We start from the raw sequence: 12,416 nt of genomic DNA on the forward strand, positions 1-12,416 counted from the left end.
CGTCTCACGCCTCCCGCGCCCGCTCGCGCAGAACGTATTTCTGCACCTTGCCGGTGGAGGTCTTGGGCAATTCGCCGAAGATCACGTGGCGGGGGAGCTTGTAGCCGGCGAGGTGCTCGCGGCACCACGCGATCAGGTCCTCGGCGCTCGCCGCTGCGCCGGGCTTCAGCTCGACGAAGGCGCACGGGGTCTCGCCCCACTTCTCGTCGGGGCGCGCCACCACGGCGGCGGCGGCCACCGCCGGGTGCTTGAACAGGGCGTCCTCGACCTCGATCGACGAGATGTTCTCGCCCCCTGAGATGATGATGTCCTTCGAGCGGTCCTTGAGCTGGACGTAGCCGTCGGGGTGGATCACCCCGAGGTCGCCGGTGCGGAACCAGCCGCCCCGGAACGCCGCCTGGGTGGCCGCCGGGTTCTTGAGGTAGCCGCGCATCACCACGTTGCCGCGCATCATCACCTCGCCGATCGTGGCGCCGTCGGCGGGGACCGGCGCCATCGTCTCGGGGTCGCGCACGTCGAGGCCCTCGAGCACGGGGTAGCGCACGCCCTGGCGCGCCTTCCGGGCGGCCTGCTCGTCCGCCGGCAGGGCGTCCCACTCCGCGTGCCACGCGTTCACCACCGCGGGCCCGTAGGATTCGGTCAGCCCGTAGAGGTGGGTGACGTCGAAGCCCGCCTCGCGCATGCCCGCGAGCACCGCCTCGGGCGGCGGCGCGGCGGCGGTGAAGAAGGCGACGCGCCGGGGCAGGGGGCGGCGCTCGGCCGCGGGCGCGTTGATCAGCAGCGACATCACGATGGGCGCGCCGCAGAGATGCGTCACCCCGTGCTCGGCCATCAGCGCGTACATCGCCTCGGCCCGGACCTGGCGCAGGCAGACATGGGTGCCGGCCACGATCGAGAGCGTCCAGGGGAAGCACCAGCCGTTGCAGTGGAACATCGGCAGGGTCCAGAGATAGACCGGGTGCTGGCCGAGCCCGCAGGTGACGACGTTGCCGATGGCAAGCAGCGCCGCGCCGCGGTGGTGGTAGACCACGCCCTTGGGGTCGCCGGTGGTGCCCGAGGTGTAGTTCAGGCTGATCGCGTCCCACTCGTCGTCGGGGAGCGCCCAGGCATGCTCGGGATCGCCCTCGGCCAGGAAGGCCTCGTAATCGAGGCTGCCGAGGCGTTCGCCGGGACCGGCATATTCCGGGTCGTCGAGGTCGATCACCAGCGGCGACACCCCCGCCCGCGCCAGCGCCGGGCCGATGGTGCGGGAGAATTCCCGGTCGGTGATCAGGACCTTGGCCTCGCCGTGCTCCAGGCAGAAGGCGATCGCCGCCGCGTCGAGGCGGGTGTTGAGGGTGTTGAGCACGGCCCCCGTCATCGGCACCCCGTAATGGCACTCGATCATCGCCGGGGTGTTGGCGAGCATCACCGCCACCGTGTCGCCGCGCCCGATGCCGCGCCGCGCCAGCGCCGAGGCGAGGCGGCGGCTGCGGGCGTAGAGCTCGGCGTAGCTCCGGCGCAGGGGGCCGTGGATCACCGCCACGTGGTCCGGGAACACCCGCGCCGCGCGGTCGAGATAGCCCAGCGGCGTCAGCGGCTGGTGGTTGGCCGGAACGCGGTCGAGGTCCCGGTCGTAGATCGTGTCGCGGCGCATCGCTCCCTCCGACGGCTCCAGGCGCAGACGCCCGAGCCTTTGCGGGCGACACTAAAGGGCTTTGCGCCGACGTCGATACCGGCTCGGCGAAAGAAAGCCCGCTCCCGCAACGGCCTGACGGGGCAAAGGTCCGTCCCGGCAGGAGCTCGGCAGGAGCTCGGCAAGGGCTCGACAGGAGCTCGGCAGGGACCCGGCCGGGCCGCGACGCGGACGGCTCCGAGCGGGCCCGCGGCAGCCGGCCGGCGCCGCCCCCGGCCGCGCGATCCGAGCCTGCGCGGGCCTCTAAATCTCAAGTTGCAGGAAGGACGATATTCCCGGTTCCGGCGGAATCAGTGCCGCGGGCCCTGCTCCGGTTCGCGCAGGTAGCGGGCCAGCTCGAAGCCGATCTCCATCATCAGCTTCTCCACGCGGGTCACCAGCTCGGGCCGGCGCAGGGCCTCGGCGAGGCTGCGCAGGGCGATGGCGTGCTCGGCCATCCGGTTCACGAGGCGCTCGGCCTGATGCAGGTCGGCGGCGCGGTTCTCGGTGAGATCGATGGCGATGCCGCGCCCCTGGGCGCTGCGGCCGGTCGCATCGCGCTCGATCCGGCCGCGCATCAAGAGCTTGCGCACGCCCTCGCGGGTGCCGCGGGTGCGGAACTCCGCCTCCAGCGGCCCGCCGGATTCGCCGACGACGTGGAGGTAGTTCTCGATTCGCGCCCGGTCCTCCGGATGCGTCCCGTCCAGGAAGGCGGCGAGCGGCACGCCCTGGGCCGCCGCCGCCGGGTCGAGCCCGAGCAGGTTCGCGAAGGGCGCCGAGAGCACGAGGCTGCCGGTCCAGTGATCGTGGATCCAGGCGCCGACGACTCCGGACGCATCGAGCATCGCCTGCGGGATCAGGGCTTCTGCCATGGATTTCCTCTGCCGCCCCGCCCCCGCCATGGAAACCTGAGGTTTATAATCGCCGGTCCCAGGCGAGCGGAGTGTTTCAAGTTATGACACAATGCGTTCCCGCGAAAGGGCCCGGCCCGGCTTTCGTGAGATTCAAAACCTCAGATTTAGAAATCGGACCTGACCGACCCCCCGAGGCCCCGGCAGCCTTAACCCTCCCTTAACCATAATCCCCGAGATCTCGGATCGCAGAATCCTTGGGTCACAGGACGCGCGTGGGCGCGGGATCCGGGAGCAAGGCCCGGCTCGCGGCGGGGCCCCGAGCGGGGGCCGGCCAGCGGGCATGCGGAGGGGGTTCGGGATGAAAGCGATCACGTTCGTCACCCAGAAGGGGGGCAGCGGCAAGAGCACGCTCTGCATCTCCCTGGCGGTCGCCGCGCAGGAAGCCGGGCACACCGTGTGCATCCTGGAGATGGACCGGCAGGCCACGGTCTCCGACTGGCTCGACCACCGCACCGCCGAGGGGCCCGAGGTCGCCCAGATCGACGCCACCCAGATCGAGGCGGTGATGGAGCGCCTGCGCGATTCGGCCTACGACTACGTCTTCATCGACACGCCCGGCGTCGATTCCGCCGGCACGCTCTCGGCGATCCGCGCGGCCGACCTCTGCATCATCCCGTGCCGCCCGACGCCCGCGGACCTGCGCGCCTTCAAGCCGACGCTCGCGGCGGTCTACCGCCTGGAGAAGCGCTTCGCCTTCGTGCTGAACCAGACCCCGCCCCGCTCCTACCGCATTCGCGACGCCGCGGACGGGCTCGCCGTGCTCGGCATCCTGCCCGACGTCAACATCGTGGCCCGCACCGACCACCAGGACGCCATCGGCCTCGGCCAGGGCGTCACCGAGTTCAACCCGAAGGGCCAGGCCGCGGGCGAGGTGCGCCGGCTCTGGAGCTGGATCGAGCGGCGGACGCAGGCGGTGAAGCATGTCAAGGCCGCCTAAGCTCAGCCTCGCGGCGATCGTGGCCTCGGCGACGCCGCGGCCCGGGGGCCAGCGCCCGGCCCAGGGCAGCGCCGACATCGTCCAGCTCGACCTGCCCCAGGCCCAGCGCCGGTCGCCCGCCACCCTGAAGGAGCGCGCGCGGCAGATGTCGGTCTATCTGGAGCCGCCGGTCTACGACCAGCTCCGCGACATCGCCCATGCCGAGCGCACCAAGATGCACGGCCTGATGCTGGAGGCCCTCGACCTGCTGTTCCGCCAGCGCGGCGCCCGCTCGATCGCGCAGCTGAACGATCCGGACGGGCATTGAGCCTTCCGGCAGTGGGGCAATGGTTTAGAGACGGTTCCTGAGAGGCCGCACGAGGATTCGCGACGTTCGCTGCCGCCGGAACGCGGCTCGCGGCGCCGGATCCTCGGCGGGCGGATCGCCGAGCCGGGATCCGCGAGGCGGCACAACGCGGTACGCGGATGTCCTCGCGCGCCGCATCATGACGGATCGGCTGTGGATCGCGGGGGTCGGGATCCGATCCGGCGGCGGCGTTCAGGCTTCCTTTACGGCGTCGCGACAATTCTCGGTGCGTCGGGCGGCCCGTTCCAGCGGCCGGCCGGACCGGGCGTCCCGTGTTCGTGGGGCGCCGGATCGCGGATCCGGGAGTGGGCCGAGTTGAGTGGCATGGCGCGAACGACGCTTCCGCGGGTGCCGGACGAGGCGCGCCCGGCCCTGACCCGGCTTCCCGGCGCGTCCCCGTACCGGCGCCCGCTCCTGCGCCTGCTGGCGGTCTCCGCGGTGGCGCTCGCCACCGCCAATTGCAGCACCAACCCGCAGAAATTCGCGGGCGGGCCGGCCGGCGACGGGCGCGACCCCAAATACGGCGTCAAGGCGAGCCCCCGCCTCTACAACGAGGGCGACGTGATCCCGAAGGGCGGCGGACGCCGCTTCTCCGGCAAGCCCTACGTGGTGGCCGGGCGCACCTACGTGCCGCGCGAGGATGCCCGGGGCTACGTCCGCGAGGGCGAGGCCTCGTGGTACGGCAGCGCCTTCCACGGCCGCATGACCGCCAACGGCGAGGTGTTCGACCGCCACGCGATCGTGGCGGCGCATCCCACCCTGCCGCTGCCGAGCTACGCCCGCGTCACCAACACCACGAACGGCTACTCGATGGTGGTGCGCGTCAACGACCGCGGCCCCTACCACGCCAACCGCGTCATGGACGTCTCCGAGGAGGTCGCCCACGCGCTGGCCTTCCACAACCGCGGCACCACCCACGTGCGGGTGGAGTATATCGGCAAGGCGTCGGTGGCCGGCAGCGACGACCGCAAGCTGATGGCGACGCTGCGCACCGACGGGCGCCCGCGCGGCAGCCGCAGCCCGGTGATGCTGGCCGATCTCGGACCCTCCGGGGACGAGGCGGCGGAGCGCTTCGCCAAGCCGGCCCGGGCACCGCTGGCCTTCCGGCCCGAGCCCGCCCCCGAGCCCGAGGAGGCGCCGCGCCCGGCGCGCCCGCCGGTGATGCTCGCCCGTGCCGCCGTCTCGGTCCCGGCGGCGCTGCAGCCGACGGCGCCGCGCGCCGCCGCGTTCCGGCCGACCGCGGTCGCCGCCCTCAACCCGGCCGAGACGGCCCGCGCCGGCTCCAGAAGCGGCGGCCTCGACGCCCGAAGCGGCGGCTTCGGCGCCCCAAATGGCGGCTCCGACGCCCGAAATGGCGGGGCGCGGATGATGGCGGCCGCGCCGGTGCGCTCTGGCTCCGCGCAGGGCGCCGCTCACGATGTCGTCGCCCAAAGAAGCGCCGCCCAGGCTGCCGCCCGGCCGGGCGGCCCGGCGGCGATGCCGGTCTCGGCCAGGCTCGCGATGGCGCGTCTCGCGGCGGTCCCGCCGGGCGGCCCGGCGGGCGTCCAGCCCGGCCGTGCCGGGGCGCAGGCCGGCAAGGTCCCGGCCGGCAAGGTCGCGGCCGGCAAGCTCCCGAGCGAGAAGGTCCCGGCCGGCCGGACGGTCGTCCAGGCCAACACCGTGGCGGGCAACCCGGCCCAGAAGGCCCTCGCGCCGCACCGGGGCGAACGGCTCGCGGGCATCTACTGAGGCGGGCCCGCGGCCGGCGCTTTTCCCGGCCCGTGCGGCGTTTTCCCGTTCGATCCGGCGAGGAAACCGCTTTATGGTCACGCTTGTTATCCGGCCATAGCACCGTGCGGGACGCCCGGCCGAGCCCGGCCCCGCGACGACCGGTGCGACAGGCGTTGAGACGCCGGGCGAGCGGGGCCATCCGGGCCCCCCGGCCGGCGCGCGGGAGACGGCGATGCGGACATCCCTCTGGACCATTCTGGCGGCGGCCTGCGCCCTCGCCCTCGCGCCCGTCCCGGCTCCGCGCGCGCAAGGCTTCCAGACCGCGGCGCCCCACGCGATCCTGATCGACGTGGATTCCGGCTCGGTGCTGTTCGAGAAGGCGGCCGACGAGCCCTTCGCCCCGGCCAGCATGGCCAAGCTGATGACCACCGACATCGTGTTCGAGGCCCTGAAATCGGGCCGCCTCTCCATGGACACCGAGTTCACGGTGACGGAGGACGCGTGGCGCCGGGGCGGGGCGGGGGGCGGGGGCTCCTCGATGTTCGCCCAGGTGAACAGCCGCATCAAGATGTCGGACCTGCTGCGCGGCCTGATCGTGCAGTCGGGCAACGACGCGGCGATCACCATCGCGGAGAACATGGCGGGCTCCGAGGAGGCCTTCGCCGGGATGATGACCCAGCGCGCCCGCGAGATCGGGCTGACGCGCTCGACCTTCCGCAACGCCACCGGCTACTCGGCGCCCGACCAGCGGGTGACGGCCCGCGACATGTCCAGGCTCGCCCTGCACCTGATCGAGACCTATCCGGATCTGTACAAGATCTTCGCCGAGCGCGAGTTCACCTGGAACAAGATCAAACAGCAGAACCGCAACCCGCTGCTGACCCTCGATATCGGCGCCGACGGGCTCAAGACCGGCTTCCTCGACGAATCCGGCTACGCGCTCACCGGCTCGGCGGTGCAGAACGGCCAGCGCCTGATCCTGGTGATCTCCGGCCTCAAGACCGCCCGCGACCGCGCCTCGGAGAGCCGCAAGCTGATGGAATGGGGCTTCCGCGCCTTCGAGCCGCGCCAGATCTTCGCAGCCGGCGAGACCGTGGCCGAGGCCTCGGTCTTCGGCGGCGAGACGGGCTCGGTGCCCCTGGTGGCGAAGAAGCCCGTGCGGGTGCTGCTCCCCCGCGGCTCCAGCGACCGCGTCACCGCCCGCGTCGTCTACCAGGGCCCGCTCGCCGCCCCCGTGGAGGAGGGCCAGGAGGTCGGGCGCCTGCGCATCATGCGGGGCGAGGCGGTCGCCCTCGACCAGCCGCTCTACGCGGGCGCGGCGGTGGGCGTCGGCACCCTGTCGCAGCGGGCGATGGACGCGGCGCTCGAGGTGGGCACCGACCTGTTCCGCCGCGCCCTCGACAAGGCCTCGGGCAAGGGGAGCTCGGGGGACAAGGCCCAGAAGGTGGCCAACCCCTCGTGACGCGGCGATGAATCCCGGCATCTTCATCACCTTCGAGGGCGGGGAGGGGGCCGGCAAGTCGACCCAGGTCGAGCGGCTGGCGCGGGCGCTCCGGCCGGCCCGCACCGTCACCGTCACCCGCGAGCCCGGCGGCTCGGCCCGCGCCGAGGAGATCCGCGAGGCCTTGCTCGCGGGCGTGGCCAAGCCCTACGGCCCCTTCGCCGAGGCGCTGCTGTTCTGCGCCGCCCGCATCGACCATCTCGACCGCCGCATCCGGCCCGCGCTGCGGGCCGGCGAGGTGGTGCTGTGCGACCGCTTCATCGACTCGACCCGGGCCTACCAGGGCGCCGCGGGCGGGCTCGATCCGGGCACGATCGCGGCGCTGGAGCGCGTCGTCGTCGGCCCGACCCGGCCCGACCTCACCCTGATCCTCGATCTCGACCCGGCCGAGGGCCTCGCCCGGGCGCGGGCGCGCGGCGCGGCCGGGCGCTCCGAGCCGGACCGCTTCGAGGCCGAGACCCTGGCCTTCCACCAGCGCCTGCGCGCCGCGTTCCTGGCCATCGCCGAGGCCGAGCCGGGGCGCTGCGCCGTGATCGATGCGGGGGCGGGGCCGGATGCGGTGGCGGGGCAGATCCGCGCCGTGTTGGCCCGGCGCCTGCCGGCGCTGGCCCCCCTGCTCGGCGTCCCCGGCGAGGCCGACGATGCGGCCTGAACGCGCCCCCGACGACGTCGAGGCGGGCGATCTCGCCGGGCTGCCGCGCCCGCGCGAGACCCACCGCCTCGTCGGCCACGCGGCGGCCGAGGCCGCCTTCGCCGAGGGGCTGCGGGCGGGCCGGCTCCACCATGCCTGGCTGATCGCCGGGCCCCCCGGCATCGGCAAGGCGACGCTGGCCTACCGGGTGGCGCGCCGGCTCCTGGCCGACCCGGAGGGGTTCGGCGCGGGCGACCTGCCTCCGGAGCACCCGGTCGCCCGCAAGGTCGCGGCCCTGTCCCACCCGAACCTCGTGGCGCTCCGCCGCCACCGGGCGCCGGGGCTGAAGACGCTGCCGACGCGCATCCCGGTCGACGCGGTCCGCCGCGCCCTCGAGCTGTTCACCGGCACCGCCGGCAATGCCGGCTACCGCATCTGCCTCGTCGACAGCGCCGAGGACCTCAACGCCAACAGCGCCAACGCCCTCCTGAAGATGCTGGAGGAGCCCCCGCCCCGGGCGCTGTTCCTGATCCTCGCCCACGCCCCGGGCCGCCTGCTGCCGACGATCCGCTCGCGCTGCCGGATGCTGGCGCTTCGCCCGCTGAGCGCGGGCGAGGTGGCCGAGGTGGTCTCGGGGTTTCCCCCGCCCTTCCCCGCGCCGGAGCCGGAGGCGCTCGCCCGCGCCGCGGCCATGGCCGAGGGCTCGGTCGCCCGCGCGGTGGCGATGCTCGACCCGGGCGTCGCGGGGATCGTCGCCGAGGCCTCGACCCTGCTCGCCCGCACCGACCACCCCGACTGGCGCCGGATCCTGGCGCTCGCCGAGCGGCTCGCCGGCCGCGACGCGGAAGCCCTGTTCGAGGCGGTCTCCGAGACGGTGCAGCGCTTCGTCTCGGCCGAGCTGGAACGGCGCCGCCACGAGCCCCCGGCCCGCCTTGCGGCCCTGGTCGAGGTATGTGACAAGTTCGCCCGCGCCGCCCGGGAGGCCGCGATCTACAACCTCGACCGCCGGCCCGTCCTCCTCGCGCTGTTCTCGGACCTGGCGGGCGCCACCGGCCCCGGCACGGCGCGCGGCTGACGGACCCGGTCCGGGCGCCGGTCCGGACCCCGCGAAACGGACCTGACGTGACGAACCAGAAGACCTTCGGGATCTCGACGGCGATCTCCTACCCGAATGGCGCGCCGCATATCGGCCACGCCTACGAGGTGATCGCCACCGACGCCATCGCGCGCTTCAAGCGTCTCGACGGCTACGACGTGCTGTTCTCCACCGGCACCGACGAGCACGGGCTGAAGATCCAGCAGGCGGCGACCCGGGCCGGCACCGACCCGCGCGCCTACGTGGACGGCACCGCCGCCCCGTTCCGGGCCATGGCCGACCGCCTCGACATCGCCTACGACCGCTTCATCCGCACCACGGAGGCCGGGCACTACGCCGCCGCCCAGGAGCTCTGGCGCCGGATGGAGGCCAACGGCGACATCTACCGCGCCACGTATGCCGGGTGGTACTCGGTGCGCGACGAGGCCTATTACGACGAGGCCGAGACGGTGCTGGCGCCCGACGGCAGCCGCCGCTCGGCCAAGAGCGACACCCCCGTCGAGTGGATGGAGGAGGAGAACTTCCTGTTCCGGCTCTCGGCCTACCAGGACCGGCTGCTGGCCCTCTACGCCGAGCGCCCGGATTTCCTCGGCCCCGACACCCGCATGAACGAGGTGGCGAGCTTCGTGCGCTCGGGCCTCAAGGACCTCTCGATCAGCCGCACCACCTTCGACTGGGGGGTGCCGGTGCCGGGCCATCCCGGCCACGTCATGTATGTCTGGGTCGACGCGCTCACGAACTATCTGACGGTCACGGGCTTCCCGGACGAGGCAGATCCGCGGACAAAATTCTGGCCGATGGACCTGCACGTGATCGGCAAGGACATCGTGCGCTTCCACGCGGTCTACTGGCCGGCCTTCCTGATGTCGGCCGGGCTGCCGCTCCCGAAGCGCGTCTTCGGCCACGGCTTCCTGCTCTCGAAGGGCGAGAAGATGTCGAAGTCGCTCGGCAACGTGGTCGACCCGATCGACCTCGTCGAGACCTACGGCGTCGATCCGGTGCGCTACTTCGTGCTGCGCGAGGTCCCCTTCGGCGGCGACGGCAGCTACAGCCACGAGGGCATCATCGCCCGCATCAACGCGGACCTCGCCAACGATCTCGGCAACCTCGCCCAGCGCTCGCTCTCGATGGTCGCCAAGAACTGCGGCGCCGCCGTGCCGGAGCCGGGGGACTTCAGCGCGGCCGACGCGGCGCTGCTCGCCGCCGCCGAGGCCCTGCGGGACAAGGCGCGGGCCGCGATGGAGGTGCCCGCGCCCCATATCGCGCTCGGCGAGATCTGGGCCGTGGTGGCCGAGGCCAACCGCTACTTCGCGGGCGAGGAGCCGTGGAAGCTCCGCAAGTCCGACCCCGCGCGCATGAGCACCGTCCTGTACGTCACCCTGGAGACGCTGCGCCTCGTCGGCCTCCTGGTGCAGCCCTTCGTGCCGGGCGCGGCGGCCAAGCTCCTCGACCTCCTCGCCGTCCCGGCCGGGCGCCGGACGCTCGCCGAGGCGGAGCCGGCCGCCCGCCTCGCCGCCGGCACGGCGCTGCCCGCTCCCGCGCCGATCTTCCCCCGCTTCGAGAAGCCCGAGGCGCCGGCGGCGTGAGGACGAACGGTCCGGTTTCGACAGGGCGAGACCTTTCGCGGGTGCAGGGTGGCGCCCTGCGGCATGGCCCCGCCACCTCGGGGCTCCGCCCCGAGACCCCGCCGACGGGTGGAACACCCGTCGGGATCCCTGAATTCCCAGGTCAACGATGCTGATCGACAGCCACTGCCATCTCGACTTCCCGGACTTTTCCGCCGACCTGCCCGGCGTGATCGCCCGAGCCGAGGCCGCGGGCGTGACCCGGATGCTCACCATCTCGACCCGCGTCGCCAAGGCCGACACCTACCGGGCGATCGCGGAGGCGCATTCACAGGTCTGGTACACGGTGGGCACCCACCCGCACGGGGCCGCCGAGGAGCCGGACGTCCCCGCGGAGACCATCGCGGCGCTGGCCGAGGCACCCCGCTGCGTCGGCATCGGCGAGGCGGGGCTCGACTACCATTACGCGGACGCCGCCCCCGAGGCCGTGCAGGAGCGGGTGCTGCGCGCCCATATCGCGGCGGCGCGGCTCGCCCGCCTGCCCCTCGTGATCCACGCCCGCGACGCCGACGCCCAGATGGAGCGGGTGCTCGCCGACGAGATGGGGCGGGCGCCGTTCCGGGCGGTGCTGCACTGCTTCTCCTCCGGCCCGCGGCTGGCGCAGGCCGGGGTGGAGCTCGGCCTCTTCGTCTCGTTCTCCGGGATCGTCACCTTCCGGCGCTCGCACGAACTGCGCGACATCGCCCGCGCCGTGCCCCTCGACCGGATCCTGGTGGAGACCGACGCGCCCTTCCTGGCGCCCGAGCCCCATCGCGGGCGCACCAACGAGCCGGCCTACACCGCCGACACCGCGCGCTCCCTCGCCCAGACGCTGGGCCTCGCCCCCGAGGCCTTCGCCCGGATCACCACCGACAATTTCCACCGGCTGTTCGACAAGGCTGCCCTGTCCGACCGAGCCGGCGACAGGGCCGACCCGGAGACGCCCGGCCGGGCGGGCGTCGAGGCGTGACAGGAGGCGCCCGCCCAGGATACCACCTTTGCGGGAGGTCCGGATGGCGACGCTGAACCTGCGCATCCTCGGCTGCGGCTCGTCCGGCGGCGTGCCGCGCGTCGGATACGGCTGGGGCGCCTGCGACCCGCAGGAGCCCCGCAACCGGCGCCGCCGCTGCTCGATCCTCGTCGAGCGGCGGGAGGCGGGGCGGACCACGCGGCTTCTCGTGGACACCGCCCCGGACCTGCGCGAGCAGCTCCTCGACGCGGGCGTCGCCCATCTCGACGCGGTGCTGTTCACCCACGCCCATGCCGACCACACCCACGGCATCGACGACCTGCGCCCGCTGGTGATCCAGATGCGCGCGCGCATCCCGGTCTACGCCGACGCGATCACCCGGGCGCTCCTCACCACCCGGTTCGGCTATTGCTTCGAGACCCCGCCGGGCAGCGCCTACCCGCCGATCCTCGACCTGCGCGATCTGGCGCAGCCCGGCGCGGTGACGATCCGGGGGGAGGGGGGCACGATCGGCGCGGAATCGCTTCCCGTCGAGCACGGCAACGAGGCGGCGCTCGGCTTCCGCTTCGGCCCCGCCGCCTACGTGCCGGACGTGAGCCTGATCCCCGCGGCGAGCGAGGCGCGGCTGCACGGCCTCGATCTCCTCATCATCGATGCCCTGCGCGAGACGCCGCACCCGACCCATTACTCGGTCTCGGAGGCGCTCGCGCTCATCGAGCGGGTGCGCCCGCGCCGGGCCGTGCTGACGAACCTCCACACCGATCTCGACTACCGCACCCTGGCCGGGCGCCTGCCGGACCACGTGGTCCCGGCCTATGACGGCCTCTGCCTCGATCTCGACCTGTAGCGACGGGCGGGGAGGGGCCGCGACAGGCCATGCGACGCCGATCGTCTCGCGGATGCGAGAAAGGTGTTGACGCCCCGGCTCGCGATCCGTATACCCCTGGTCATCGGCGCCGGCCGCGAGAGTGGACCGGGCGCCGACGCTTCTTCTGACAACGACGGACGGGATGCTCCGGTGAGAGCCGGGCGGTCCTCTGTTGTTGTCTCCAG

The 12,416-nt window shown here is 73.3% G+C and carries 11 protein-coding genes; 9 read left to right on the forward strand and 2 right to left on the reverse strand.

Features of this window, described 5'->3' with window-relative positions; translation table 11 throughout:
- Positions 1 to 4 precede the first annotated feature (4 nt).
- Positions 5 to 1,636: an acyl-CoA synthetase gene (locus ACS5RC_RS15330; protein ID WP_478344725.1), complete on the reverse strand. Its 1,632-nt coding sequence runs from the start codon at positions 1,634 to 1,636 to the stop codon at positions 5 to 7.
- 329 nt (positions 1,637 to 1,965) lie between these two features.
- Positions 1,966 to 2,526, reverse strand: coding sequence for a PAS domain-containing protein (locus tag ACS5RC_RS15335; RefSeq protein WP_478344726.1), 561 nt, complete (start codon positions 2,524 to 2,526; stop codon positions 1,966 to 1,968).
- Positions 2,527 to 2,866: 340 nt separating this feature from the next.
- Here ACS5RC_RS15335 and ACS5RC_RS15340 point away from each other — a divergent pair, with 340 nt between their 5' ends.
- From ACS5RC_RS15340 to ACS5RC_RS15380, 9 genes are all read left to right on the forward strand, one after another.
- Positions 2,867 to 3,505 (forward strand): division plane positioning ATPase MipZ, encoded by a 639-nt coding sequence (locus ACS5RC_RS15340; RefSeq protein ID WP_478344727.1) that lies wholly within the window; start codon positions 2,867 to 2,869, stop codon positions 3,503 to 3,505.
- Positions 3,489 to 3,812, forward strand: coding sequence for a ribbon-helix-helix domain-containing protein (locus ACS5RC_RS15345; RefSeq protein ID WP_478344728.1), 324 nt, complete (start codon positions 3,489 to 3,491; stop codon positions 3,810 to 3,812). Before ACS5RC_RS15340 ends, ACS5RC_RS15345 begins: the two co-directional genes overlap by 17 nt.
- Before the next feature lie 363 nt (positions 3,813 to 4,175).
- Positions 4,176 to 5,579 (forward strand): septal ring lytic transglycosylase RlpA family protein, encoded by a 1,404-nt coding sequence (locus tag ACS5RC_RS15350; protein WP_478344729.1) that lies wholly within the window; start codon positions 4,176 to 4,178, stop codon positions 5,577 to 5,579.
- A 214-nt stretch (positions 5,580 to 5,793) separates the two neighbouring features.
- Complete coding sequence (locus ACS5RC_RS15355; RefSeq protein WP_478344730.1) at positions 5,794 to 7,023, forward strand: D-alanyl-D-alanine carboxypeptidase family protein; 1,230 nt, start codon at positions 5,794 to 5,796, stop codon at positions 7,021 to 7,023.
- Between the two features lie 7 nt (positions 7,024 to 7,030).
- The gene (tmk, locus tag ACS5RC_RS15360; protein ID WP_478344731.1) at positions 7,031 to 7,714 is read left to right on the forward strand and encodes a dTMP kinase; all 684 of its coding nucleotides are present in this window, start codon (positions 7,031 to 7,033) and stop codon (positions 7,712 to 7,714) included.
- Positions 7,704 to 8,768 (forward strand): DNA polymerase III subunit delta', encoded by a 1,065-nt coding sequence (locus tag ACS5RC_RS15365; RefSeq protein WP_478344732.1) that lies wholly within the window; start codon positions 7,704 to 7,706, stop codon positions 8,766 to 8,768. The genes tmk and ACS5RC_RS15365 overlap by 11 nt, the downstream gene beginning before the upstream one ends.
- A 47-nt stretch (positions 8,769 to 8,815) precedes the next feature.
- On the forward strand, positions 8,816 to 10,375 hold the full coding sequence (gene metG, locus ACS5RC_RS15370) for a methionine--tRNA ligase (RefSeq protein WP_478344733.1): 1,560 nt from the start codon (positions 8,816 to 8,818) through the stop codon (positions 10,373 to 10,375).
- 148 nt (positions 10,376 to 10,523) lie between these two features.
- Positions 10,524 to 11,363 (forward strand): TatD family hydrolase, encoded by an 840-nt coding sequence (locus tag ACS5RC_RS15375; RefSeq protein ID WP_478344734.1) that lies wholly within the window; start codon positions 10,524 to 10,526, stop codon positions 11,361 to 11,363.
- A gap of 43 nt (positions 11,364 to 11,406) precedes the next feature.
- Entirely contained in the window at positions 11,407 to 12,210 is an 804-nt protein-coding gene (locus ACS5RC_RS15380; protein WP_478344735.1) for an MBL fold metallo-hydrolase, read from the forward strand.
- The last annotated feature ends 206 nt before the right edge of the window (positions 12,211 to 12,416 follow it).

The sequence above is a fragment of the Methylobacterium sp. HJ2 genome, from assembly GCF_056431005.1.